This window comes from Granulicella mallensis MP5ACTX8 (assembly GCF_000178955.2).
In the GTDB taxonomy this organism is placed as follows: Bacteria; Acidobacteriota; Terriglobia; order Terriglobales; family Acidobacteriaceae; genus Granulicella; species Granulicella mallensis.
Genome location: NC_016631.1, coordinates 3,756,523 through 3,781,772 on the forward strand (window position 1 = coordinate 3,756,523; position 25,250 = coordinate 3,781,772).

Annotated in this window: 18 protein-coding genes; 7 read left to right on the forward strand and 11 right to left on the reverse strand. The window is 58.3% G+C overall.

Translation table 11 applies throughout. The annotated features are described in order from the left end of the window. Window positions 1–237: 237 nt before the first annotated feature. The gene (locus ACIX8_RS15135; RefSeq protein WP_014266232.1) at window positions 238–1,092 is read right to left on the reverse strand and encodes a DUF4097 family beta strand repeat-containing protein; all 855 of its coding nucleotides are present in this window, start codon (window positions 1,090–1,092) and stop codon (window positions 238–240) included. Between the two features lie 658 nt (window positions 1,093–1,750). Continuing rightward, window positions 1,751–2,356, reverse strand: coding sequence for a transcriptional repressor LexA (gene lexA / locus ACIX8_RS15140; protein ID WP_014266233.1), 606 nt, complete (start codon window positions 2,354–2,356; stop codon window positions 1,751–1,753). A gap of 604 nt (window positions 2,357–2,960) precedes the next feature. Here lexA and ACIX8_RS15145 point away from each other — a divergent pair. The 5 genes from ACIX8_RS15145 (at window position 2,961) to ACIX8_RS15165 (ending at window position 8,766) form a co-directional block, all read left to right on the forward strand. After that, the gene (locus tag ACIX8_RS15145; protein WP_014266234.1) at window positions 2,961–3,647 is read left to right on the forward strand and encodes a dienelactone hydrolase family protein; all 687 of its coding nucleotides are present in this window, start codon (window positions 2,961–2,963) and stop codon (window positions 3,645–3,647) included. A gap of 175 nt (window positions 3,648–3,822) precedes the next feature. Beyond that, complete coding sequence (rpsO, locus tag ACIX8_RS15150) at window positions 3,823–4,089, forward strand: 30S ribosomal protein S15 (RefSeq protein ID WP_014266235.1); 267 nt, start codon at window positions 3,823–3,825, stop codon at window positions 4,087–4,089. Between the two features lie 372 nt (window positions 4,090–4,461). Beyond that, on the forward strand, window positions 4,462–6,918 hold the full coding sequence (gene pnp / locus ACIX8_RS15155) for a polyribonucleotide nucleotidyltransferase (protein ID WP_014266237.1): 2,457 nt from the start codon (window positions 4,462–4,464) through the stop codon (window positions 6,916–6,918). 85 nt (window positions 6,919–7,003) lie between these two features. Continuing rightward, entirely contained in the window at window positions 7,004–7,891 is an 888-nt protein-coding gene (locus tag ACIX8_RS15160; protein WP_014266238.1) for a hypothetical protein, read from the forward strand. Between the two features lie 464 nt (window positions 7,892–8,355). Continuing rightward, on the forward strand, window positions 8,356–8,766 hold the full coding sequence (locus ACIX8_RS15165) for a hypothetical protein (protein ID WP_044176837.1): 411 nt from the start codon (window positions 8,356–8,358) through the stop codon (window positions 8,764–8,766). A 26-nt stretch (window positions 8,767–8,792) separates the two neighbouring features. On the opposite strand, the gene ACIX8_RS15170 is transcribed toward ACIX8_RS15165, so the two are convergent. The 3 genes from ACIX8_RS15170 to ACIX8_RS15180 form a co-directional block, all read right to left on the reverse strand. Beyond that, window positions 8,793–9,308: a DinB family protein gene (locus ACIX8_RS15170; RefSeq protein WP_014266241.1), complete on the reverse strand. Its 516-nt coding sequence runs from the start codon at window positions 9,306–9,308 to the stop codon at window positions 8,793–8,795. A 50-nt stretch (window positions 9,309–9,358) separates the two neighbouring features. Then, complete coding sequence (gene mak / locus ACIX8_RS15175) at window positions 9,359–10,264, reverse strand: fructokinase (protein WP_044176839.1); 906 nt, start codon at window positions 10,262–10,264, stop codon at window positions 9,359–9,361. 167 nt (window positions 10,265–10,431) lie between these two features. Next, complete coding sequence (locus tag ACIX8_RS15180; RefSeq protein ID WP_014266243.1) at window positions 10,432–14,868, reverse strand: Ig-like domain repeat protein; 4,437 nt, start codon at window positions 14,866–14,868, stop codon at window positions 10,432–10,434. A 403-nt stretch (window positions 14,869–15,271) separates the two neighbouring features. Here ACIX8_RS15180 and ACIX8_RS15185 point away from each other — a divergent pair, with 403 nt between their 5' ends. Beyond that, entirely contained in the window at window positions 15,272–17,275 is a 2,004-nt protein-coding gene (locus tag ACIX8_RS15185) for a winged helix-turn-helix domain-containing protein (protein WP_014266244.1), read from the forward strand. Window positions 17,276–17,296: 21 nt separating this feature from the next. Here ACIX8_RS15185 and ACIX8_RS15190 read toward each other — a convergent pair whose 3' ends face one another. From ACIX8_RS15190 to ACIX8_RS26570, 5 genes are read right to left on the reverse strand one after another with little or no spacing between them, the layout of a single operon-like run. Further along, window positions 17,297–17,992 carry an MgtC/SapB family protein gene (locus ACIX8_RS15190; protein WP_014266245.1) on the reverse strand — a complete coding sequence of 232 codons (696 nt, stop codon included), beginning with the start codon at window positions 17,990–17,992 and terminating at the stop codon, window positions 17,297–17,299. 9 nt (window positions 17,993–18,001) lie between these two features. After that, window positions 18,002–18,976 carry an acyl-CoA dehydrogenase family protein gene (locus ACIX8_RS15195; protein WP_014266246.1) on the reverse strand — a complete coding sequence of 325 codons (975 nt, stop codon included), beginning with the start codon at window positions 18,974–18,976 and terminating at the stop codon, window positions 18,002–18,004. Then, the gene (locus ACIX8_RS15200) at window positions 18,973–19,686 is read right to left on the reverse strand and encodes a glycosyltransferase (RefSeq protein WP_014266247.1); all 714 of its coding nucleotides are present in this window, start codon (window positions 19,684–19,686) and stop codon (window positions 18,973–18,975) included. The genes ACIX8_RS15195 and ACIX8_RS15200 overlap by 4 nt, the downstream gene beginning before the upstream one ends. After that, window positions 19,683–20,258 (reverse strand): SAM-dependent methyltransferase, encoded by a 576-nt coding sequence (locus tag ACIX8_RS15205; protein ID WP_014266248.1) that lies wholly within the window; start codon window positions 20,256–20,258, stop codon window positions 19,683–19,685. Before ACIX8_RS15205 ends, ACIX8_RS15200 begins: the two co-directional genes overlap by 4 nt. Then, entirely contained in the window at window positions 20,255–20,944 is a 690-nt protein-coding gene (locus ACIX8_RS26570; protein WP_014266249.1) for a PIG-L deacetylase family protein, read from the reverse strand. The genes ACIX8_RS15205 and ACIX8_RS26570 overlap by 4 nt, the downstream gene beginning before the upstream one ends. A gap of 169 nt (window positions 20,945–21,113) precedes the next feature. On the opposite strand from ACIX8_RS26570, the gene ACIX8_RS26575 reads away from it, so the two are divergent. Next, window positions 21,114–21,257 carry a DUF3309 family protein gene (locus tag ACIX8_RS26575; protein ID WP_014266250.1) on the forward strand — a complete coding sequence of 48 codons (144 nt, stop codon included), beginning with the start codon at window positions 21,114–21,116 and terminating at the stop codon, window positions 21,255–21,257. Window positions 21,258–21,325: 68 nt separating this feature from the next. Here the strand turns inward: ACIX8_RS26575 and ACIX8_RS15215 are convergent, their stop codons facing one another. Continuing rightward, on the reverse strand, window positions 21,326–25,243 hold the full coding sequence (locus ACIX8_RS15215; RefSeq protein ID WP_014266251.1) for an Ig-like domain repeat protein: 3,918 nt from the start codon (window positions 25,241–25,243) through the stop codon (window positions 21,326–21,328). Window positions 25,244–25,250 lie beyond the last annotated feature (7 nt).

Below are 25,250 nucleotides of genomic sequence, written 5' to 3' on the forward strand. Positions count from 1 at the left end.
GGGATTAGAGCTCAAGTTTTTGTTTTGAAGGGGCGGGGCTTTAGCCCGCCGTTGAGGCGATCTCCTGAAGGGCTTTAGCCGCGGAGGGGACATGGGTTTGCTCCGATATCATTCCCTCAGTGGCTAAAGCCACCGTTCGCAGCGACTTCTAACGGCGGGGCTGAAGCCCCGCCCCTTCAAAACAAGAATCTGGCTAAACCTGGAATAGGACTGCTGGAACAGGACTGAATGACCAGCCTAGCGAGGCTCCACATTGATGTTCCCGGAACCCGTGCGGATCTCCAGGGGAGCTCCGCCTCCATTGATGGAGGCCGTGAGGTGGTGCCGCGAGGAGTCATCCTGCTTCGGAGCTCCGGGGAACTGGATGTGAATATCGCCTGAGCCCGTTGACGCTTCGAGGTTAAAGCGCGCATCCGGATTCAGATGCAGGCGCACCGATCCCGAGCCGCTCGCCAGATTTCCTGTTCCCTCAAGCCGTCCGATCGCCTCAACATCGCCCGAACCCGTGCGAGCATTCAGTGAGCCATTGAACTCGTGAATGCGAATATTGCCGGAACCGGTCTTGGCTTTCACATCGCCGGCAGCATCCTGATCCAGTTCGATATCGCCCGAGCCCGCCTGAAGTTCGGCAGGTCCATGAATGCCATGGGCGCGTACGTTTCCTGAGCCACTGGTCGCCGAAAGATAGCGGCCCACGTGGTTGATCTCGATGTCACCCGAACCGCTATGGAGGTTGAGTGCGGCGGATGAGGGAACGGCAATCTCGTAGTCGATGGAGATGTTATTGAACAGGTTGCGATCGTTTGTCTCACCGATGCGGACTTCATTCCCGTTCTGCACGATTGGCGGGTTGTCGACGATACGCTGTTCGCGGGCTTTGACGTCGCCGAAGGAGCTCCATCCGGCATGAATGTGGCCAACCACATGAATCTGGTTGTCATTGGCCTGGGAGATCTTGATATCGCCTGACCCCGTAGAAACATAGAGATCGGCCTGCGACGAGACGTTTAAGGTGCGGGTAAAGGTGCTGTCCGCGAAAGCGGGCGCGACAAACAGCAGAAGACTCGAAGCGACAAGAAGATGAAGTTTCATGATGACGGCGGCTCCCTCATAAAGCGGCAGTTGTACAAGCTAGATCAGGATACGCAGTCTTACAGGTATTAGTTCCCCTCATTTCCTGGGGTGTGTCATCAAATCGCTCTTGTCGCGGAAGCGAAGGGTGCAAACAGTTTGTTGAGGCAGGGATCGGAAGGATCTGGCTTCAGCCAGGCCGTATGGGACCGGGACTAAACTCTTTCCGCAAGGACCGTGCAAGGCTCACAGGCATGTATCCGTAGCGAGGGAGGATTAGTTTGCCACGGCCAAAGAATGCAATTCAGTCGTTGCGGCTTCGCCTTCACTCCGGCCTTCGGCAGAATGGTATGCCCTTGGGCCTGCTATTTACGGCATGGCTAAACAGGCTGCGGAAAAACTCTTAGCCGGGAAGCGAGTCTTGATCTTTAGGGCCAAAGGCCCGTTTCATACCAGCCTGGGGTGAAGCGCAGCAGCGAGCGGTTTTTAGCTCGCTGCAAGCCTAACCTGGGGCGTCGCTCCCCGAGCCACCACGCTGTCGCGTGGTGCCCCTGGGTTCGCTTTGCCCCAGGCTGGGATGAAACGGGCCTTTGGCCCTAAAGATCAAATGGGGATTTTTCCGCAGCCTGTGAAGCCATGCCCTTAACGAAACAATGCCGTGGCAGTTGCCTGAACAGCCCTACGCGTACTTGCGCAGGACTCCCAGCACCTTCCCCTGGATGCTCACATTGGAGGCCGGAGCGTAGATCGGGGCCATCTCCGTATTGGAAGGCTGCAGCCGGATGAGATTGCCCTCGCGGTAGAAGCGTTTGAGCGTGGCATCGGCGCCGTCGATCAACGCGACGATAATCTCGCCCTCCCGAGCAGTGCGGGTTCTCTCGACCAGTACATAGTCTCCGGAGACGATGTGTTCGTCCCGCATGGAGTCTCCGCGGACCTCCAGGGCGTAGACCTCGCGGTTGCCGATAATGTCGCCCAGGGAGATGGATTCGGCGGTCTCGATGGCCTCCACCGGCTTGCCCGCTGCGATACGGCCCAGCAGAGGAAGGCGGTCGAAGCCCTTCTTCGCGGAGCGCTGCGGCAGAACGTCGATCGACCGGCTGCGGTTGTGAGCGCGCTGGAGCAGGCCTTTGTTCTGCAGATTGGTGACGTGCTTATGCACCGTGGCCAGCGAATTCAGGCCGAGGCCCGACGCTATCTCTTCGTACGAAGGAGAGTAGCCGTTCCTGGTGGTAAAGCTCGAAAGAAAGTCGATGACTTCTTTTTGCCGCCGCGTAATCGCCATGCGGACATTCTAGCGAATAAAAAGCGAATTGCAAGCGGGGGAATCACATTTGCCATCATTTCCCAGTATTTGTCATCAAACTCCCCTTGGTGTTAGACCGAACGGCGCAGTCAGTTTGTTGAGGCACGAATCGGAAGGGCACGGTTTCAACCGTGCCGAGAAAGCGGCGACAAAGCCTCTTTCCACTCTGCCGAAGGCGGGAGCGAAGGCGCAGCCGGAGCGACGGAATTGCTCTCTTTCATCGCGGCGAAACGGGTGGCCACATCCCCGGTGCTCCTTGTTCAGCCTGGGCCGCACGAAGGAAGGCAATTCAGTCGTTGCGCCCTGCGGGCTTCACTTCAGCCTTCGGCAGAGCGGAGAGGACCTCTAAAAGCTCCCTTTTCGGCACGGTTGAAACCGTGCCCTTCCGATTCGTGACTCAACAAACTGCTTGCACCCGTCCGACTTCGTCTCAGGAAGCAGTTTGATGGCACACTCTAGCCGTCGAACGCCCCCGGATATGAACGGCACAATAAATCATCCGTTTACCGCGCGCGTGACAAACAGATGATGCACCTTTTCACAGCTTTCCTTCGTCTGAGGCAGTGGAGGACAAGTAAACAACATGAGTGAATGGGTAAACGTAAAAGCAGCCGACGGGCACGAACTTTCCGCCTACGTGGCAAAGCCTGAAGGCGAGCCGATCGGCGCGCTGATCGTGGTGCAGGAGATCTTCGGCGTAAACGCTTCGATCCGCAGCGTCGCCGACAGCTATGCCAAGGACGGGTTCCTGGCCATCGCACCGGCGATCTTCGACCGCTTCGAGCGCGGGCTTGAACTGACCTACGAAGGCGAAGATCTGAAGAAGGCCTTCGACCTGTACGGAAAGCTCAATCCCGACACCCAGCTTCTGGATATCGCCGCAGCTTACGAGCACGTCAAAGGTGCCGGAAAGGGCGTTGCCATCCTTGGGTTCTGCTACGGCGGCCTGATGAGCTGGGTGAGCGCGACTCGCGCCGAAGCACACAAGATGCAGCTGGATTGCTGCGTCGGCTACTATGCCGGCGGTATCGGCAAAGTGGCTGCCGAAGAGCCCACCTGCCCCGTTCTGCTGCACTTTGGCGCGGAGGACAGCCACATCGGCAGCGACCAGATCGATGCCGTGCGGAACGCGCATCCTGAGGTCGAAATCTTCCTCTACGAGGGCGCCGGGCACGCCTTTGCCAACCACGCACGCACCGACTACAAGGCGGAAGCGGCAAAGCTGGCCCGCGAACGCTCGTTGGAGTTCCTGAAAGAGCACGTAGCGTAAAGGCAGAGTGTAGAGAATAGAGCGTAGAGGATAGAGACAGCGGAGCAATCCGGTTGCCTCTATCCTCTACGCTCTTTTGCGTCTACACTCGGTTCCTGGGCTCCAGCGTGCTATCTTTAATTGGACACTGAGAGAAGTGGACTAGAGCACAGAGAATCAGGAGTACGTTACAGCCGTGTTGGCACCCGCAAAGAAGACAGACATTATCACTAAATTCCGCACTCACGATTCGGACACTGGTAGCCCGGAAGTGCAGATTGCGATCCTCAGCGAGCGTATCGGCGAGTTGACCGAGCACTTCAAAACCCACAAAAAGGATCACGGTTCACGCCGCGGTCTGCTGATGCTTGTGAGCAAGCGCCGCCGCCTTCTGGACTACCTGAAGAAGACGGATCCGGATCGCTACCGCGACGTTATCGGCAAATTGGGTATCCGCAAGTAGCTTGCACGTATCCCATCGAGGGCTGTCGCGGCCTGTCGTGCCGCGCAGTCATCAGGAGTATAGGAAAGCATTGAGTTCGCCAAGCGCCATGGATTGGATGGGAGCCCCTTCGAGTGTTCCCGTTCCCGCTGCTCTCCGCAGTGTCACCCTGCGCTTGCCGCTGATGCTTCCGGCTTTCTATACCCTGAACTCACTAACTGGCTATGCCCCAAACCGGCTAAATTTTCAGACCCCGAATTCATACCTGAACCAAGGAGCCCCGACCGAAGCTACTTCGGCGGGGCTTTTGTCTTAGCACTGCTCCCGTAGCGGGCAGTCGGACGACATGACTTTCGAAAAGCTTAAAGACAGAAGACAAGAAGAGGAACGTACATGAAACAAGACGTTACAGTGGAGCTTGCCGGTGGCAAGCAAATCAAATTCGAGACAGGACGGATAGCCAAGCAGGCATCCGGCGCCGCCTATACGACCAGCGGCGATAACGCGGTACTGGCCACCGCAGTCGCTTCGCCCGACCCGAAGGAAGGCATCGACTTCTTCCCTCTTACGGTTGAATACCGCGAATTCACCTATGCCGGCGGACGCATCCCCGGTGGCTTCATCAAGCGCGAGGGCCGTCCTTCCGAGAAGGAGATCCTGACCAGCCGCCAGATCGACCGGCCGATTCGCCCCTTGTTCCCTGAGGCCTTCCGTAACGAGACGCAGGTCGTCGCGTTCGTGTACTCGGCCGACAAGGAAAACGATCCGGACGTGCTCGGCATCAACGGTGCAAGCTGCGCCCTGGCGCTCAGCGACATCCCCTTCCACGGCCCCGTGGGCGCGGTTCGCATCGGCTACATCGATGAGCAGTACATCGTAAATCCGACCTACACCGAGCGCCTCACCAGCAAGCTGAACATCATGGTCGTCGGCACCAAGGACGGCATCGTGATGGTTGAATCCGGAGCGAAGGAGATCCCCGAGGAAGTCGTCGTCGGCGCGATCGAGTTTGCCCACGAAGAGATCAAGAAGATCGTCGCCGGTATCGAAGACCTGGTCAGCCGCGCCGGCAAGACCAAGCGCACCGTTACCCCGCTCGAAAATGACACCGAGTACGCCGCGGCCCTCAAGGCCAAGGTTGGCGAGTCGCTCGCCGATGCGCTCAACACCAAGAAGTATCCCAAGTTCGAGAGCTACGCCAAGGTCAAGGAGATCAAGGACGCGCTCAAGAAGGACCTTCCCGAGGGCGATGCAGCCGCAGCCAAGAAGCTCGGCAAGTACTTCGAGGGCCTGCGCGAGACCATCTTCCGCGAGCAGGTTCTGAACGACCGCATCCGCCCCGATCACCGCGCCTTCGACGAGATCCGTGCGATCACCATCGAGACCGGTGTTCTCCCCCGCGTTCACGGCTCGGCCCTGTTCACCCGCGGCGAAACCCAGGCGCTGGTCTCCGCGACGCTCGGCACCACCGACGACGCGCAGCGCATGGAGAGCTACGAGGGCGAGCAGAAGCGCAAGTTTATGCTGCACTATAACTTCCCGCCGTTCTCGGTAGGCGAAGTCGGCCGCATGACCGGCGTAGGCCGTCGCGAGATCGGTCACGGCGCACTTGCCTGGCGCGCCATTGAAGCCGTTCTTCCTGGCGAAGACGAGTCCCCCTACACGCTGCGCGTCGTCTCGGACATCCTCGAGTCGAACGGTTCGTCGTCCATGGCGACGGTCTGCGGCGCTTCCCTCTCGCTGATGCAGGCCGGTATCCCCCTCAAGGGTTCCGTTGCCGGCGTTGCGATGGGCCTGGTGAAGGAAGGCGACAAGTACGCCATCCTGACCGACATCGCCGGAGCCGAAGATCACTACGGCGACATGGACTTCAAGGTCGCCGGCACCCGCAACGGCATCACTGCCCTGCAGATGGACATCAAGATCATGGGCATCACCGCCCAGATCATGCGTGAGGCGCTCGAACAGGCCCGCCACGGACGTCTCTTCCTGCTGGACAAGATGGACGCCATCATCTCCAAGGCGAACGAGGAGAAGAGTGCTTTCGCTCCGCGGATTCACACCATCCAGATTCCGACCGACAAGATCCGCGACCTCATCGGACCTGGCGGCAAGGTCATCCGCGGCATCGTGGACGCGACGGGCGTCAAGATCGACGTGGACGACACGGGCCGCGTCAACGTCGCTTCGAGCGACGCAGAAGGACTCGCCAAGGCGATCCAGATGATCAGCGACATCACGGCAGTGCCCGAGGTCGGCAAGACGTACCTCGGCAAGGTCGTTCGTCTGGCGGAGTTCGGCGCATTCGTCGAGATCTTCCCCGGCACCGATGGCCTGCTGCACGTCTCCGAGATCGCAGAGCATCGCGTAAAGGACGTCAAGGACGAACTTCGCGATGGCGACCAGGTCCTGGTGAAGGTGCTTTCGATCGAAGGTAACCGCATCAAGCTCTCGCGCAAGGCCGTGCTCAAGGAGCAGCGCGCCAAGCTCGGCCTGCCTGACCCGGAACAGCCCACGACGGGCGGCGACGAGCCGCGCCGCGAGCGTGCTCCGCGCCCTGAGCGTGGCACACGTCCCGAAGCGCCCAAGCATGAGGACACCATCACCATCGAAGGCGGCGAGGATTTCGACGACGACGATGAGGATGAGGACTTCGACGGCGATGAGGATGAGGGTACCGAGGACAACGGCGTCGAGGAGAACAACGACGCCCCCACAGAACAGCCGGCGGGCGGCGCTCCAGCGGGCACCCGCCCCGCAGGCGCAGGCCAGCAGAAGCGTCGCCGCCGTCGCGGCGGTCGTCGTCCCGGCCAGGGTGGCGGAGCTGCTCCTCAGGGCGGCAACAGCTAGTCTGAAACACGAATGCAAACGATGGAAGCCGCGCCTTGTGCGCGGCTTCTATCGTTTCAGCGTCGAACCAGACAGAAGAGGTCGTATGACACAGAGACGGGGGATTGACCTGTTGCGCCAGGGATGGCCGTTCGCTCTGCTCTGCCTCGCCGCTTCGAGCGAAGGGTGGATCACCGACACCTGGCCCCAGGCAGGTTCAACGCTGGCTTCTGAGACCGCCGCCTGCGCCCTGGCTGCGGCGCTGAGCTTTGGTCTGGCCTTTCTGAAGCCAAAAGCACGCCCTACACGGCTATCGACCTCTTCAACAGCATGGGGTGGAGCTTTGATTCTTGTCGGCCCTGCCATCGGACTCTTCCTGATGTCTTCTCTGGGACCCGCGAACCGGGTTCTGGCGTTGGCACTGACACCGGTGGTAGTCGCTGTCGCTGAAGCCGCTCTCGGCACTCAGGAGCAGGGCCTTTCAGCAAGAAGCCTCTGGCCGGGGCTTGCCGCTGTCTCCGGCCTACTGCTCGTGCTGCCGGAGCCCTCCCTGGCGAGTCCACTCAACGATGCAGCCTTGCTATTGGCACCCCTGCTCACTGGTATCGGATGTACTTTGTTCCGCCGCCACACTCTCGATGCGATGGACGCCACAACCACCTTTGCGGGCGGGTGCCTTCTCTTTGGCCTCGGCACAGTCGTTCAATCCGCGCTGCAACACACCCTTCCCGTTCCAGATTTTGCGGCTGTAGCCATCGACCTTGTTCTCACACTGCTCTCCATCCTTGCGCTGCAAAGGCTGACAGCCACCCAATACGTGTCGCGATACGTGCTCGTCCCGTTAGTGATCCTGTTGCTAAGCCTTCTTCAGGTTCACGAGACGATCACGGCTCGGAGTGTGACCTGCGCTGTCCTGCTGGCAGGAGCGGCAATTTCGCTTTTGCGGCAAAGCGACAGACGGAAAGATGAACCCTTGAATGTTGTGATTGGCTAAGGTGTGTCATCCAACCGCTTTAGGACACTGCGTGAATGCCAGCCCCAAAGGGGCGATATATACCAGCCCAGGGTCAAGTGGCGAAGAAGACCGAGCGCTGTAAACGCGACATATCGTGCAGCCGCGATAGGTCGCCCCTTCAGGGCTCTACCTTCGCGGAGCCCGTAACCCAGGGTTGCGGCGACACGGCGAGCAAAGAACGCTCGCCAGCCGCCTCCACCCTGGGCTAGTATAGGCCGCCCCTTTCGGGCTTGTACCCGTGGACGTGTGAGCATTTCCTCTCCATTTTGTGTTCCCGTAGGCGCGAAGTGGGCAAAGTCCCATCATTATCTCGGACAACAATTTGATGACACGCTCTAGACTCACTATCTTTCTGGCAAAGGCACAGGAAGCGTGAACCATGAACTATTCAGACCCACAAAAGCCACTCGAAGATTTGCCCCTGCGAAGGTAAACTGCGGAACATGGCAGCATCGATGTATATCGTGGTCCAGGGCGAGGATCCCGGCTTCAACATCTACGTCAACGGACGCGCGCTGGCACGTCACGAAAGCGCCGTGGAACGTCTGGCGCTTGAGCTTGGGGTGCGTCCGCTGCTCGAGTTCTTCTCCGCGGATGAAAGCTCCATGTCGCTGCTGATCGAAGAGGGCGCGGGCAATCCCGAGCTGCTAAAGCGCCTGCCGCCGCCGCAGTGGTATCGCGGCGAAGACGGCATGCCCACCGTCATGGCCCTCATCGAATCTCTCGAAAACGACCCGCAACAACTCGGCACCGAGGGGGCTTCGGTGCTGGAAGAACTCCGCGAGTATGAGATCGTCCTGCGTAAGACAGCGGAACGCGACCTTCGCTGGCATCTTGCAGTAAGCTGGCGCTAAGAATTACGCCCGAATGAAGAAGTGCGTTAGTGTTTCTTCCACACACCCAGCAACCGCCGCAACACGATCAGTTCACCGATGTGGTACGCGTTGTGGTCGGCGATCAGCAGGGCCTCTCGCAGCAACGTCTGACCGTTTCCCCAGGAAAAGGCTTCGGTCAGCGCCTTCTCGTCCGCTGCCTTCAAAAGCTTCTCGAAGGCCTTGCGATCGGAATGAATCTCGCGAATCGCATGATCCCATGCGGCTTCACTCGGTGGCGCGGCTTCCTTTGGCCAGTACTCCTCCGGCCACTTCAGCTCGCGATACCCTCCAGCCTTGTTATCGCTGAATTCGAGGATGTCACGCTGCGTAATCCGCAGGTGTTCGACAAGCTGCCAGGCGGAGTACGGCAGGCCCACAGGAATCTCGCTGCGAAGCTTTGCCGGAAAATCCTTTACGGCGTCTTCGAAGGTGGCATGGGCATTACCGCCCTCAAAGAGGGAAAGCAGCTCCCGTACCAGGCTTCCATTCAGATCTTCTTCGGTCGTCGAATCGTGTCTCATGCCCTATCGGATGCAGGTTCGCGGAGAACCGTCGCATGAAAGATGAAGCCTTAGCGTGTCTCCGGCTGCCACAGCCACGCTGCCCCACGAACGCCGCTGGAATCTCCATGAACCGCCCGAACGACGGGGGTATCAACGCCGCCGCCAAACGGATAGTCACGCAACCGTCGCGAAATTCCCGCGTAGAGACGTTCAATGTTGGAGAGTCCGCCCCCCATCACGATCACGTCCGGGTCGAGGATATCGATCATGATCGCCAACCCACGCGCCATGCGGTCTTCCAAGCGGTCGAGCGCGTCCAGGGCCTCAGCATCTCCAGCCTCAGCCGCCGCGACGATCTCCTTGCCGAGAAGATCCCGCCCGGTTCTGCGAGCAAAGTCCTGCTCAAACCCCGTGCCCGAGATCCAGGTCTCCAGGCACCCGGTGCGGCCGCAGTAGCACTGCGGACCGGGCACCTCATCGCCCTGAGCCCAAGGCAGAGGAATGTGTCCCCACTCCCCGGCGATACCGTTCCTGCCGGCATGGACACGGCCGTCGATCGCCACGCCACCACCGCAACCTGTGCCGACGATCACGCCAAAGACGATCCGAGCGCCACGGGCCGCGCCGTCGGTGGCCTCACTGACGGCAAAACAATTCGCATCGTTCGCGCAACGGACCTCGCGTTCGAGCGCGACACTCAGATCGTGCTGGAAGGGACGCCCGTTGATCCACGTCGAGTTCGCATTCTTTACAAGCCCGGTCGACTCAATAATCGTTCCGGGAATTCCCACACCGACGCTGCCGACCCGTTTGGTCGCCTGCTCCATGTCATGAACCAGTCCGGCAATCGTGGACACGGTTGCATCGTAGTCTCCACGTGGTGTTGCCACGCGAATCCGGCGCAGTTCCTGTCCTTTTGCATCCAGCGCAATCGCTTCTATCTTCGTCCCACCAAGGTCAATTCCAATTCGCACGTCTTCGTTCACTCCAACCTGTCTAGTCAAGGGTAACGCGAGCATGGAGTTTTGGGCTACGTCGATTGAATTCAGTCACCTAAACCCTTGTTCGCAGTCGCAAAAAACGTGTAGAGCGGCCACCCGAAGGTGACCGCTCTGTTTTATTCGTTCGCAATGGTAAGGACTTAGTTAAGGGTGATCGGCAGACTGATGGAGTGAACCAGGGTGCCGGAGGTCGCAGTGATCTGCAGCGTGCTGCTTCCGGTGATCACCTGGGTAACAGGGGAGGAAGTGCTTCCACTGTCCTTTGCATCGCCGCTGTACACGGCCGTGATCGTATGCGCCCCCACAGCAAGGGTGGAACTCGCGAGCGTTGCCGTCCCGTTCATCACGGTCACTGACGATCCAAGCTCCGTGCTTCCGTCGTAGAACTTAATCGTTCCTGTCGGATTGCTTGCAAGCGAGTTGAGTGTGGCTACCAGCGATACACTCTGACCGGAAGCTGTCTTGGTGTTGCTGGAGGTCAGCGACAACAAAGTCGCCTGAGGTACAGGTGCGCTCGGACTTGAGCCACCACAACCGACAACCGGCAGAAGCACCGCCAGCAGAACCAGAAGAAATCCCGGACGGCGGCGTACCGCAGGCAGACAAAACAGAAGCAGCCCCGCGAGACTGGTAAGTTCAAGCACGCTCCCCGTGAATGCCGGCTTCATCGCTACCCTTGCACTGGTCATTGGCGACGGCGCAGGAGTCGAGATCGAAACCGTAGCGGTTTGCGCGGTGCCAAACGTTACGCTCGAAGGATTGACGACACAGACCGCCCCTGCTGGGACGCCTGTACCGCAAGCCAGTGTCACGCTGCCGGTGTAACCCAGCTCCGGAGTCAGCGACAACGTCGCCGCGCCAGGAGCCCCCGCCGTCAACTGCAAGCCGGCTTGTCCGCTGGTGAAGACGAAGTCCGGCGGGCTGACCACAACCATCGTGGAGGAGACGACAGCATTGAAGTTCGGATCGCCGGGATAGGTTGCGGTAACGACATTTGTTCCGACAGGCAAGGTAAACCGTCCGCTATAGCCTTCAAGCAGACCATTGATCGGAAGCAGCTGGAAATTACCTAGCGGAGTAGCTGCTGCACCATTCACAGAATCGGTAAAAGTGATGGTCCCGGTAGGAGCCTGCTGCGCTCCGCCGGAGTTGATGACCAGACCCGCCGTTGTGTAGTTGAGACTCAACTGTGTGTTCGGCAGGATGTAGCTTGCTCCCGCCGCGAAGGTTACCGCCGGAGTTAGCTTTGGAACAGTAAGCGTGATGTTGTCTTTCGCGGCGCTAGTGCTGCTCGCAAAGTTGTTGTCTCCCTCATACGTTGCGGACATCACAAAGGTTCCGGCACCGTCCATGTAGCAGGCACCTGTCGCCGTACCGTTGACAAGATTGCCTCCGCATATGGCACCGGAACTGCCGGCCGGGTAGACAAGGACCAATCCTGAAGGCACGTTGGCGTTTTTACTTTGTGACTTCACAGTGAATACGAAGTTGGCGATCTGCCCTTGCTGCAAGGTTGCAGGCGTGGTCATCGTGAATGTGGTTGTCGTGGCCGCTCCCGTATTGCTGCCCACGTTGATCGTTGTGACTTTTGCGTAGGGACTATTAAGAGCCACACCCACATAATTCGTATCGCCACTATAGACAGCCTGAAGCGAATGGGACCCGGGGGTAAAGGTGTAGGGAATATTGACCTGCGGCCCGCTATTGTTTGCTCCCATAACGATCGGCATCGGCTGGCTGATCGCCTGGCTGACCCCCTTGTATTCGTCAAAGATCTGCAATGTTCCAGTCGGTTGCGTCGTCCCCGAGACCCCGAGATAAGCCGTAATGCCATTTCCGGTTTGCACTAGTGTGGAACTCTGACCCTTGGCGACAACGACCGATACAGGACTGGATGTGCTCGGGTTGAAGCTGTTATCGCCGAGATACTGCAGCGTGATGGCGTGGTTTCCCACCGGCACAGTCCCTGACGAAAGAAGAACTCCCGCATCGAGTGTCAGGGTTGTAGATCCGAGGTTCGTGGTTCCATCCATCAGCACATTGACGGTTCCCGTCGGTATACCTTGTCCGGAAAGCCCCGCAACCGATCCCTTGAAAAACAAAGCACTGCCTAAAAAGTTCGAGGTGGGGGTAGAGGGGACAAGAGCACCCGTATTGGGATCGATGATATCGACCGCAAGCATGGGCGTGCTGTCTTCAGGGGTGATGTTCAGGCTCGTTCCCGCCGATGTACTGGAAGCATACGTACCGTCTCCTGCATAACGAGCGGTGAGCGTATACGTGCCGCCGGGAAGATCCTTCACCTGTCCCGTCCACGTTCCATCCGAGCCCAGGGTGTACTGGTCGTTCGCACCGTACTTATCGGTGAGCAGCACGAAGTCTCCACCCGGAGTGCCTGAGGCAGACGTAACGGCCACCGACAGAGGGACCGCCGTGCCATGCTTGGCGGTTGTCGTCGTCGCCGTCAACTGGGTAGTCGTAGCCGTTCCGCCGGTGCCTGCCTTCCATCCCGCCACCAGGTTGGCGATGTTGACACTGCCCAATCCCGTCGCCAGATCGTAGCCCACACCTGCGGTAAAGTCCGCAGTATCGGTGCCATATCCCGGCAGCCCCGGCGCGCTGTTATTGCCTACGATTACGTCGTTGAAGATGCAGGTCACGGGCGCGGCCGGATCGGTGCGGGCACTCGAAGAACAGGAAGCATTCTGCTGCGCGAGGCTATACAAAGTCGGGTTCACAAGCCCCTGGAACGCGCCATTCTGCTGCTCGACAAGAGCCAGGATCGAAGCCATCACCGGAGATGAAGCCGACGTTCCGCCCACGAGGGACTCCCCTGTGAGCGAAGTGCCCGTGCTTGTCTGCGTATACGTACAGCTTCCCAGGAAGCAGATGATGTAGGGATCATCGACTCCGGAAGCATTGAGCGCGACATCCGGAATATCGCGAACTCCGTCTGCGGGTACGCCCGTGCCGGACTGCCATGAAGGCTTCGGATACCCAGCCGTGCACGTCACATTGCCGCTGTTGTCGACCGTACCGGTTGCGCAGTTACTGCGGCCACCACCACCGCCGGTGCTCTCGTAGTACGTCTGTCCATAGGCACAGTTTCCTGAGCCAACACCCACCGGCAAGGTAGGATCGCAGCTCTGGTTCCACACCGCCTCGGGAATATATCCGAGCGCCGACGCGAATCCCGTGCTGTTGTTCGAGTCCCAATACTGGAAGGCAAGATCGCCCTCGGCAAACTGCGTTCCGCCCACGGCGAGGTTGTATGGCGTGGACGCAATTCCATTGACCGAATCACCATCGATGTCGGGCGAGTTTCCATAGTCGGCATCGCAGATTCCCGCGCCGCCATCCCCCGAAGAGGCGAGGGCAGTAATGCCTTCAGCGGCTGCCTGCTCCCAGAGCGTGCTCCAGAATAAGTTGCCGGACGGCCCCTCGTCCTTCTCGCACGCGCCATAGCTGACGGTCATAATCGGGGACACGACATTTTCGACGGCATAGGCTGCGGCGAGCGAGATGCCATCCGTCGTATCCGTGCTGCCGGCGATCACAAAGTTGACGGTTGCCTTGGGAGCAATGGCGCCAGCCCACTCCAGGTCCAGGCTCGACTCGATGGCATCGTTCAGGCTATTCAGTCCAGGATCGGGTCCGCTCACGATCATGTTGGGATCGTTGACCGGCAAAGCAAAGAGCTTGCGGAAGGTCTGGAGATCGCTCAGCACGATGTCCGAACGCCCAATCACGGCAATCGACACCCCGGTGCCATCAACTCCGGCCGGCAGCGTCGTCGCTCCGTAGATCTTGCTTACGTCGCTGGGTGACAAGGCATACTCGAAGTCACCATTGCCATCGGTAAAGGTCGTATCCCCTTTTGCCTTTACAAACTTCCCGGCAGCATTCCTGACGACGTTTTGCAGGGTGGTGTGCAGCGGCTTCGAGGTGAAGTTATTGAGCGAGAGAACGCCGGACACGACGGGCGCGAGTGCCGCCGGAATTGAGATCGTCGTCGCATTCGCGATGTGATTTTCAGTACCGGCTGCAGTCTTGAGCTGATACTGGTGCATCGACGTACCGAAGGCCGACTCGACGCTGGAGACACCGCCGGAAAATTCAATCCTCTGGCCGCTGCGGCTCACCGCAACCTGTGTAAATCCATGGCTCTGCAGCCAGGCCGCGACCTTGGCCACATCGCCTGGGGCAGGCGCAAAGCGCGCCGAGAAGGCTTCAGGAGTCAGCCACTGATGATATTGGGGCGTCCCCTTCTTTTGTTGGGCTGCTACCAAAGTATCAAGGTCCTTCTGCTGGGTCGCGGAACGCTTCAGGACAAGGACCATGCGGTTCATCTGCTGGGCCGGGGACAACACGCCCAGGTCGCTTGCTCGTTTCACAGTGGGCACTACGGAGTTGGGCAGGGTAATGCGTTGTGAATCATCAATCCGCTGCGTAAGCACCGCAGGAACAGGTGCGATAGCCGAAGCAGCAGGTGCCCCGGGTTGTTGAGCCACGGCGAAGGCTCCCAGCAGAAGACAGAGGGCAGCATTCCAGACGATACGACGAAGTCGAACAAGCATAAAGCCTCCAGAAGGTAGTGAAGCGGCAAAATCCAAATAGCTAGATCAAGACAACGGGCGGCGAACGCAACCTCAGTGCATCGGGCGGCAGATAGACCGATATCGCCAATCCACCCCATCGACGCCACGGTCATGCGCTGGCGACGGCGACTCCGAGATACACCGGAGCGCCGTGGCGGCAACAGAGGCGACACCTGTTCTGCGCTTTGAAGAGAGCGAATCTATCGCCTCTCCAAGCCCAAATGTGAAGGACATATGAAGAATGTAAGGGGAGTCGTGAAAACTCGTTTATCGGAGAAATATACTTTTAACATCGTGCCGTAAGTTGTGTTGCATGAGCTACTTGAGACACAATAAGCCGCGCCGCGACCGCTCTTTCAGCTCGCTGGTGTAGAGTTTTGACATGGGGGAACAGCCTGACGGGAAGTTTATTTTCAGCTCGTTTGAGTTTCGAGTTTCGACCGGAGAACTCTTTCGGCGAGGCCACAAGCTCCGGCTACCCGATCAAAATGCTCGTCTGCTGACAGTTCTGCTGGAACATCCCGGTACGGTTCTGGGCCGAAATGATTTGCGCTCGGTGATGTGGCCGGACGGCGAACACCTCAACCACGATCACGCCATCACCAACAGCATCAACCAGCTTCGCGCGATTCTTCGTGACAACTCCCGCTCCCCTTCTTACATAGAAACCATCCCCAAGCGAGGCTATCGCTTCATTGCCGAGGTGCGCTTTGAACCGGCGAGCCTCCCACCAGCGGCTCTTGAGGAGCCAGGGTCAGCCGGGATCATCATCACCCCGCCTGAGCTGCAGCCAGCCTCGTCGCCCGAAGCGCTTCCTCTTCCGACTGTCGAGCTACCAGACCTGTCCCCGGGCTTGGTTGACACTCAAATTACCCAGCAAAGGCGACCTTTTCTCTGGTACGGAGTTATCGCCATCCTCGTGGCCGGGGTACTTTTCGGGGCGGAGCATCTATGGGGACACCACGCCCACCCCTTGCCATCCCCGCCACGGCAGATCACCCTGGGCATCGCTCCCATCGAGGCCTCCGATGTCGAAGCCCAATCGATCGCTGAACCGTTTCGCCTGGAGTTAGTGGATGCCGCTTCGCAGTTGCCGGGAGTGGTAGTCCGGGCTGCTCACTCCTTTGGCTCCACGACCATCAACCATGACGCCATCCCGTCCCTCACGCAGGGACTTCAGTTGGATACCCTATTACTTGGCAAAATCACAACCAGCGCTCCCCATCACTTCGACTTCACCTTCGAGCTGGTACGTGGAAGCGATGCAGTCCATCTCGCCACCTTTCACTACAGCGGCACCAAGGAGCAGCTCGGCACCATTCGCAGTCAGATTCAGCGAGACCTCTTCCTGCGGCTCAGCGACTCCCCGAGCAGTCGCCTGGACCCTATCCACAGTACGGAGAACACTCAGGCCTATAGCGACTATCTGCAAGGACGCCAGGAGCTGATCCATCCAACAGATGAAGCGATTGGAAGGGCTATTCAGGACTTTCGCAGCGCTACAAGCCAGGACGCCTCCTTCGTGCAGGCCTTCTCAGGACTGGGAAGCGCGTATCTGCTGCGGGCCGAACACAGCAGTCTCGATCGCGATGCGAGTTACGCGGCGGCCCGTGCTGCATCTCTGACCGCCATCCATCTGGACCCTCGTACGGCGGAAGCCCATGCCACCCTGGGATTCCTCTACTTTCGGCACGATTGGAACGCTGTAGCGGCAGAATCCGAACTCAAGCAGGCTATCGATCAGGAATCAGGGCAGGCCTTGCATCGGATTATGTATGCCCTGGTGTTGGGCAATACGGGCCGATTCCGCGAGGCTCTTGAAGAGCTGGATAAAGCCCAGGCGGCCGACCCGCTCTGGCCACCGATTTACCTTACCGAGATCTATCTCTACAGCGCTGCCCGGGACAACGCACGGGCGCTGGACGCTGCCCAGAAGCTGCAAAAGCTCATGCCGGACTGGCCTCTGGCTTGCGATCAAAAGGCCTGGGCTTTCTGGTATGCAGGGCGTCATGAAGAGGCTATCCGCGAGTGGATTCACATGGCGACCCTGGAGCACGATGCGCTGCGCCTCAAACTCGAACAGGATGGACTGAAGGCCCTTGCCACCGGTGGAACCATCGCCTATGCCCGCCTGAAGCTCGCCTCCCTTCAAAGCGAACAATCCTCCTCGCATCCCAATGACTTTCAGCCCGCCGAGTGGCAACTCAACGCCGGAGAGCCACAGCAGGCCCTTCGATCGATGGAGAGCATGGTCCACGCCCACGATCCGGAGGCCCTTCAGTTTGCCGCCAGCCCTGCCTACTTTTCACTTCATGGCGATCCAGCCTTCAATGCCTTGTTAACGCAGATCGGGCTCCCCTTACCCGCTAAGACTTCTACGCCATAGAAGCATAGCGTGCCCCTTTATTTACTCCCTCCAACTAAGACTAAGCACTCCAGGAAGAGTTCGCAGCCTCTCGATAGCCGGCGGCGTTTCGGGAATTCGTGAAGCTTTGGCTACCCACTTCAGCTCACAGTTCAGGACCACCATTGCGGTAGCAGGCTCATAGAGCGGACTCCAATGAACGATGCCGAAATCGGTCAATAATTGACTCCGAAGGGCCGTCTCACTCGGAGCCTCTCCGGACAAAGTGAGGCTTAGCGACCCGTGATACTCATGGGCAATATTCTTCTCGATCCGCTTCAATGCCCAAAGCACCAGGAACGTGGCCAGCGATCCCGCGATGCCAAGATAGAGATTGCCTCCGCCAAAGAGCAGACCGAGGACCGTAACCAGCCAGAGGGTCGCTGCGGTAGTCACGCCACTAACGTTCCCCTCGTGCTTGATGATTACGCCTGCTCCTATAAAGCCGATACCGGAAAGAATGCCCAGCGGAAGCCGCATGAGATCCATAACGACGAAAGAGCTTGATGGTTTCCCCGCAAGAGGAAGCAGCAGGTTTACCTGCAACATGGCCAGGGTAGCGGCCAGACAGACGATCATCGTGGTTCGAATGCCGGCAGGATGACCATTCTCATCGCGATTGAGACCAATCACAAAACTGGCAAGCAACGCCAGAACAAGGCGAAGAGCGATCTGTTCCCATGTGAGATGAAGTGGCATATCGGTCTCCTAAAAAACAGGCGAACTAACATGTTCGTTCGATCGAATCTGCTGGCTCTTCAGTTCCCTGCCTAACGATTCCAGGTCGCGCTCCGCATGGGATTGCCGCAGATACAAATCGAGCTCCTGGTAGCGGCGGGAGATCTCTTCATCGAAGGCAAGCGGGTGCGGACCATAGGCCCGAGGCAGCCGGCGAAGGACCTCGGTGCAGGCCTGCTCCACGAGATGTCGAACGATGAGTGCCCGGCTATGAGCCTCACCGACATCGCAGGGCTTCTCGTCGATCTCTCTGCCCGCCAGATCAAGATAGGACCTAAGTCCCCAGATAGAGGCGTTCATCGCTCCCAGGTGCGCCAGGGTATGGGAGTCATCCCGTGACTGCTGCATGGCGTAGTCCACGAGCCCCGCAGCGCCTCCGGCCCAGCACGCTGCAGGACCACAGGCCCCATGCCAGAATCCCGGACGAGAGAGATACCACCCGGCCTCCCTAACCACTTCATCCGGCAGGATGGAGATCTCTTTGAAAGTAGCCGTCGCAGTCCCCGTTTGCTGGAAAGCATTCGACTTCCAACCCGAGGTATTGAATTCAAAGCCCTCCACCTCCCTGCGAAGATCGACATCCACGAGAAATCGCTCTGGCTTCGAAACAGTGACAAGAGCGCGATCCACCAGCCCCGCTCCACTACAGAACATCTTTGTTCCCACAAGAGAATAACGACCACTTCGTGGAATGAGACTCAGTTCTTGCCCTGGCTTCTCGGACGCCCATACCCCATAGATCGCACCCGGCTCAGGCTTGAGTCCGGCCTCCGCCAGAATGGAGACGGCATCCCAATGGGCTTCGGCCAAACGAGCCAGGGACAGGTCCTCCCGCCCAATCTCCATCAACTGCCTGTGACGCCCGGGAGTATCACCCGCACCCGGCAATGGCATAGCGATCTCTGTAAGGGAGCGGAGTCTTTGGAGCAGAGCTTCGCTGGTCATGCCGCCACCTCATCATGCGCTGCAAGTGCCTGGGCAAATCCATAAGGCGCGCGCCCCACCTTCCTGCCGCTGGTCAGAACTTTCATCCGGCCGACCGAAGCCCGCCTGGACCCCGCAATCCGCAGTCGATTCCACAGATCATGATCTTCGGCGGTTTCAAGATGCCGCCATCCGCCCACTCTTAGATACGCATCTGCGCGCACTCCGAGATTTGCGCCGTGCACATGGGGATGCGTGCCATCGGAAAAGATTCGGTAGCTCGCTCGGAACAGGTCATCCACACCTGCACGATGTTCCTGGAAGGTGTCGACATCGACGGTGCCCGCAAAGGCCTCTACGTTAGCTGCCGCCAGTTCCCATTGATCCCTCAGCCACGTCTCAGGAACGCTGCAGTCAGCATCGGTATTTGCGAGCCAGCAGCAGTTTCGCGGACCGCGATAACGCTTAAGAGCTACGGCAGCGGCCAGCGCTCGGGCTTTCCCCACCGCGCCTGCATCGGTGCGGATGGCGACTCCGCGACCACGCAGCACGCATTCCGCGATCTCAAAGGTCCTATCGGTGGAGCTATCCACGGCAACGACTACATCCCAGCTCACAGACAGCGGCAACAAGGAACATGCCGCAAAGATGGATCGAAGACACCGAGGCAATAGCTCCTCTTCATTGCGCGCAGGAATCAACACGCTCATATGTTGGAGAGCGCCATTCATATCCGTTTCCACCTATCCAGCCGAAACCCAGCATGATGTTCCTCATGTTCATGAGCTAGCCCCTTAAGGGATGCCAGGATCTCATGCACGCGGTCACCACTCAGCACATGATCTTCCGAGGCTCCCAACCAGTGCGCGGCAACCAGAACACCGGACATACTCATTTGGGCAACAATGCTCTTAGCCAGACCTTCCAACTCTTCTTCCTCGAAGTAATAACCAATCTCGCTGAGCACTACAAGATCGAAGGAACCTATCGGAATGAGGTCCGGTAACGCTCCACACTCAATATCGACATTCAACAAGCCACGACAGCGCTCTCGTGCATATCGAACGGCTGTCGGCGAAATATCCATAGCATCGACATATTGACAAACCGATGCCAGCCGCTCTGTCAGCAGACCGATAGAACAACCCGGCTCGAAGCCATGCCGATAGCGCCGATGATTCAGCGAACGAAAGATCGCGTCATACCGGCATTGCTCGTAGCTACTGGATGCAAACGACCAGGGGTCGGCATTCTTCAGATATTTCTGCTCAAAAAAATCCCGGCTTGTTGTCTCTGTATTCATCCGATGCTGAAAACCTCAAAGGAACGCCTCGCGGGAGCTAACAACGACTCCGGCAAGATAGGATCGCCTGATTCACGAGTTAGCTGAGACCTGTGGCAGAGGAGCGCCTCGGTCTTGGCGAGCAGCGACTCATCGCTCAAGGAAAAGGAGCGTAGAGACATCTCCTGCAGTAGCTCTGTCGTTCCCCTGTGCCATGTCCAGAAAAAATAGGAGGTAAGACTCGCACCGGTCCGTCTTGCCACCTCTTCGGCAGCGCGGCCACAAGCCTCATGGTCCGGGTGAAAGTCCCCTCGCCAGGGAGCAACGATAGAAGTAGAGCGAGAAACCAGTGGCATTAACTGCTCTACCAACAGTCGCTCCTGAGAACCTACATCACTATCCGGCAACTTGAGTCGAACAATATTCTCAGCGGCAACGCCGAGCCGCTTTAGAGCGTCTCTCTGTTCGCCGGCGCGTAGGTCTCCCAGCCCCGGAAAATCGGGATATGCATTTTCGCCGTCAGTTACTGCGGCAACGATTACCTCAAGACCTTTCGCGCGCTGTGCAGCGATCAATCCCCCAACGGCTAATGTCTCGTCATCGGGATGGGGAGCGATGACTAAAAGAGATGCCGCAGGCGGCTGCCAGGATGCCAAGGCATCCAGACAATTGATCCACTCATGTTCTTCTACTATCGGGACAATCATAGTGAGCCAAGCATTGAGATGCTTAATCTCTCAAAAACGTGCAAGCGCTCACCAAAAGAAGGACGAATCGTTCTCAGAAACAAGCAGAAGGGCAGGCTTTGCATTCTTTCTCAAAATATTCAGCTGCCGCACGCGCAAAAAGCATCATAGAGGTACAGGGAGAACATTTATGCTCATCATTTTGCTCATCTTGCTTTTGGTTTTTGGTTTTGGCGGCTATCGCATGGGACCTGGTCTGGGTTACTACGGAGGTGGTGGCATCAGTTTGATTCTGTTGATTGTCATCATCCTTCTCCTGCTAAAAGTTTTTTAGGAAGACACGTAAGAGGCAACGCAAAATGCCGCCCTATCAGCAGGCGGCATTTTTGCGTTGGAACATCTTTAGTTAGTCGACGCGGCTGTTACTACGATATTTGCCAGGACATTGTGAGTAATTACTCCGTCCGTTGCAGTGATCACGGCCTTGTAGGTCCCGGCCGGAACAAGGGTTGGGCTGGGTGGAGCAGTAGTAACCGGCGGGCTGCTGCCTCCACTGCAGCCTCCCATCACGCCCAGGAGTGTCACCGATAGAACAAAGCCAAGCGTCACCGTCCATCTGCGCTTCCGTGATGGAACCCCAAACAGGAGAAGGCAGGCAAAGGCTGCGATTCCACTGCCTCCAGCTAACCATCTTCTGGCTGGCTGCGCCAATTGAGACGTAGTAGCAGGAGGAATCGAGGTTACCAATTGGACAGAGGCTGTGGCTTGCCCCGTAGTAGCAACGGCCACCGTACCCGGCACGGTGCAGAGCGGCACAACTGTGCCACTACCGGTAACAGCACAGGCCAGAGTTACCTTTCCGCTGAACTGATTATTGGAACTCAGCGTCAGGTTTACGGATGCAGGAGAACCAGCAGCTACTGTAACCGTTGGATTGTTATTGAGGATCGAAAAATCCCCCTGCAGGTTATTGAACATCAGCACAGGACTGCTTGAAGTGCTGTAGACCTTATCGCCGAGATAGATCACATAGAGCTGATTCGAGCCGGCGGAAGAGTTCGCAGCGGTAAAGGTGATGGTCGCCGTCGATGTGCCACCACTCCCCGGAACAAGCGTCACTTGAGGGCTGTTGCCGGAGCTGAAGAGCTGGCCATCTGAGACGAAGTACACTCCGCCGGTAGGCGCGACAGTAGAACCGGTGACCTTCGCTGTCAGCGTAATCAAAGTCCCAGGGACGATGGTTGTAAGGTCTACAGGATCGCTGGTGACCGCCGTGGTTGTGGGCAACAAGGTTGAGGCGCCAGTGACCATGACTGTTTGAGGCGAGGCCGTTGAGCTGCTCCAGTTACTGTCTCCCGCGTAACTTACTCCCAGGCTGAAGGTACCTGCAGCCAAGCTGGTAAACGTTTCAGTAGCAAACCCTTCGCCATTCGATGTCGCCGAAAGCGGCACGGTCTGGGTGAGACTGCCCAAAGTGAACGTCACGTTGCCTGTAGGAGATAACCCACTATTTAGCCCGGTTACCTGGGCCTGGACCACTAACGTACCACCCGCAGAAAAAGAGGTGGAGTTAGCGACCGTGCCAATCTGAGTAAGTCCCTTGGTTACGGTGAAGGTCAGTGGACCTTTAGGGTTGCTGGTGGTTGTTGCGTTGTAACTGGGATCACCGGAGTAGCTGAAGGTAAGACTATGCTGCCCCAGGGTCCATGTTCCCGAGGAAAGAACAGTCGCGCCATTCGCGTTGAGAGGCAGTGTCGCAATCGCGGTGCCGTTGTCCTGCACCGTAACCGTCCCGGTGGCGATGCCATTCACGCTGCCGGCGCTGCCGCCAATTTGCAGATCAATGCCCACGATGGTGCCATAGGTTACCGACGGTCCAAGCGGTGTCTGCAAACCATAGGGACTCGTCTGGTTCTGAAAGGCGCCCGCCAGAATGATGCTGCTCTCCGGTTTCACCGTAATCGAAACGGGCGCGGACTGACTGGCTGCGAAGGTCGCATCTCCGCTGTAGCTAGCGTGCATGTTGTAAGTACCGCCGGGCAGGAAGCTAACGCTGGCAGCGCCGGCCCCCGTGCTGTCGAGCGTCATGGAAAGCTGTCCGCGGTTGGAGGGCAGCGGGGTATCGGCCACAACGGCGACGGCTCCCGTGGGAGTTCCTGAACCTGAATTCGCGACGACGTTCGCAAGTAAGTTCATCGTCTGGCCGTGGGTGATGGTTGTGGGTGTCGCCTGGAACGCAATACTGGTAGCGCTCAGACTAACGCTATTCCAGTTTGCGACCAGCGCATTGGCATCCATACTGCCGAGACCCGAGGCAAGGTCATAGCCCACTGTCGCCGGCCACTCCTGCAGAGAAGCCCCCGTGCCGGTCTTATCTTTTGAGCATTGCAGGCCGCCCTGCACACTGCACGGAACGTTGTTGGAACCAACCGTAACGTCGTGAAAGATCGACGGCATCTTCGCGGCAAGGGGATAAAGAACAGCGTTCGCCTGTCCCTGCGGACCATACTTCTGATTGACAAGTGCCATGATGCCTGCAAAGGCAGGGGCAGAGGCAGAGGTTCCACCTACCGAGGTATAGAAGACAGATTTCGTATTGGGGTCAGTATTGATGCAATCGCCAGTAGCGGCACAGATAGCATAAAAGCTATTGTTCGCGGCAAAGGCGGCAAACAGTGAGACGTCCGGAATATCGCGCACCTTATCATCGGGAACGCCAGGGCCCGCCTGCCACGCGGGTTTTGCATAACCTCCTAGTCCAAGGCACAGGCCCTGCGAGGTAAGAGCATTTGTTCCAGCCAGAGGCCCGCCGACGACCGCACAGGTACTCTGTCCACCACTACCACCCACAATGGAAACGCCAGTAGTCGGATTAATATTCAAGCCATAAGAGCTGTTATTCCAGGGCTGTTCAGGGAGCGGATGAAGGAGTGAGCCGAGACTTGCATCGTTCGTTGCGCTCCAGTCCTGCGCGCTGCTTGCTCCACCGGTAGCGTAATCGTTGTAGTAGAAGTCGGTGCCGCCCACCGCGATGTTCCATGGAGTAGAAGCCAGTCCATTGATCTGCAAACCGTCTGCGGCATCGAACGGATCGTTCTGATTGTCGCAACCGGCGGAGCTGTTATCGCCCGAGGACACCATCACCGTTTGGCCCTGGGCAGCAGCCTGCTCCCACAAAGAATTGACGTAGGCCATGTAACCCGCGCCTTCTTCGGCTTCACACGTACCGAAGCTCAGGCTGAGAACGGTGGCGGCATCGTCCTCCACGGCGCGCAGCATGGCAAGATCAAGGCCATCGTTGTAGTCGGTACTGGCAGCGATATACAGGTTGACGGTGGCTTGCGGAGCCACAGCGCCAGCCATCTCCACATCCAGATAGGCTTCGGTCAGGGCAGGAGTATAAAGCCCAGGATCGTTGCCGTCGATGATGATGTGAGGAAGATTGGGAGCGGCGGAGTTCGTATCCAGGGCAAAGAGCTTTCGGTAAGCCTGGACAAGTCCCAAATCGATATTGGACTCATTGATGATGCCGATGGTTTGGCCGGCACCATTCGTACCGGCGCTGTAAAGCGGAGTGACGTTGTACTGAGTCGCGAAATCCTTCGGCCCAACGGCGTAATAGGCTCCGCCCGCGCCGTCGGGAGTCGTCCACTGTGGAATCACTTTATGCGAGGTCGCATCGTACTTCGCTCGGCCCAGCGTCTGCGCTTGCGATTTGGCGTGAAAGTCATTCAAGGACCCAACCCCCGCGATCACCGGCGCGAGCGCAGAGGGAATCTGCGGATTGGTGGCATTTGCATGGTGTACTTCCCCGTTGACGCTGTAGGTATGAAGCGATGTATGGAAGGCGTTCGCGACCTGGCCGGTAGTTCCGGAGAACTCGATGGCCGTTCGACCTGCACCGACCTTATCGATACTGAAACCATGAGACTGCAGCCAGGACTCAACCTGCGCGAGATCTGCGTCAGCCGGCCCATACTTCTGCCCGAACTGCGCCGGTGTAAGCCACTTGTGATAGTTCGGACTTCCCTTCGTCTGAACGTCCGCAAGGAACTGATGCAGAGCATTCTCCTGCGCATCTGGACGCTTCAGGGTGAGGATCAACCGGCCTGTCGGCGTCGAGTCCGGAACCGCACCCTGATCGTAGATCGCTTTCGCGAGAGGATGGACGTTGTTCTGCAGCGCAACTACTTCAGCGTCGTTCACTCTTTGATTGATCTGAGGAGCAGCCTGCGCACTGGCGGCATTCACTGAAAAGGCCAGTAGCGCAGCGGGCAATACGGACGAGAGAGGGGACAACATACGGAAGTTCAGTTTCATCGGAAGC

Excerpts from the sequence above, each read along its gene's own strand:
- ACIX8_RS15135 (WP_014266232.1), bottom strand. The coding sequence starts at position 1,092 with ATGAAACTTCATCTTCTTGTCGCTTCGAGTCTTCTGCTGTTTGTCGCG.
- lexA (WP_014266233.1), bottom strand. The coding sequence starts at position 2,356 with ATGGCGATTACGCGGCGGCAAAAAGAAGTCATCGACTTTCTTTCGAGC.
- ACIX8_RS15145 (WP_014266234.1), top strand. The coding sequence starts at position 2,961 with ATGAGTGAATGGGTAAACGTAAAAGCAGCCGACGGGCACGAACTTTCC.
- pnp (WP_014266237.1), top strand. The coding sequence starts at position 4,462 with ATGAAACAAGACGTTACAGTGGAGCTTGCCGGTGGCAAGCAAATCAAA.
- ACIX8_RS15160 (WP_014266238.1), top strand. The coding sequence starts at position 7,004 with ATGACACAGAGACGGGGGATTGACCTGTTGCGCCAGGGATGGCCGTTC.
- ACIX8_RS15165 (WP_044176837.1), top strand. The coding sequence starts at position 8,356 with ATGGCAGCATCGATGTATATCGTGGTCCAGGGCGAGGATCCCGGCTTC.
- ACIX8_RS15170 (WP_014266241.1), bottom strand. The coding sequence starts at position 9,308 with ATGAGACACGATTCGACGACCGAAGAAGATCTGAATGGAAGCCTGGTA.
- ACIX8_RS15180 (WP_014266243.1), bottom strand. The coding sequence starts at position 14,868 with ATGCTTGTTCGACTTCGTCGTATCGTCTGGAATGCTGCCCTCTGTCTT.
- ACIX8_RS15185 (WP_014266244.1), top strand. The coding sequence starts at position 15,272 with ATGGGGGAACAGCCTGACGGGAAGTTTATTTTCAGCTCGTTTGAGTTT.
- ACIX8_RS15190 (WP_014266245.1), bottom strand. The coding sequence starts at position 17,992 with ATGCCACTTCATCTCACATGGGAACAGATCGCTCTTCGCCTTGTTCTG.
- ACIX8_RS15195 (WP_014266246.1), bottom strand. The coding sequence starts at position 18,976 with ATGACCAGCGAAGCTCTGCTCCAAAGACTCCGCTCCCTTACAGAGATC.
- ACIX8_RS15200 (WP_014266247.1), bottom strand. The coding sequence starts at position 19,686 with ATGAATGGCGCTCTCCAACATATGAGCGTGTTGATTCCTGCGCGCAAT.
- ACIX8_RS15205 (WP_014266248.1), bottom strand. The coding sequence starts at position 20,258 with ATGAATACAGAGACAACAAGCCGGGATTTTTTTGAGCAGAAATATCTG.
- ACIX8_RS26570 (WP_014266249.1), bottom strand. The coding sequence starts at position 20,944 with ATGATTGTCCCGATAGTAGAAGAACATGAGTGGATCAATTGTCTGGAT.
- ACIX8_RS26575 (WP_014266250.1), top strand. The coding sequence starts at position 21,114 with ATGCTCATCATTTTGCTCATCTTGCTTTTGGTTTTTGGTTTTGGCGGC.
- ACIX8_RS15215 (WP_014266251.1), bottom strand. The coding sequence starts at position 25,243 with ATGAAACTGAACTTCCGTATGTTGTCCCCTCTCTCGTCCGTATTGCCC.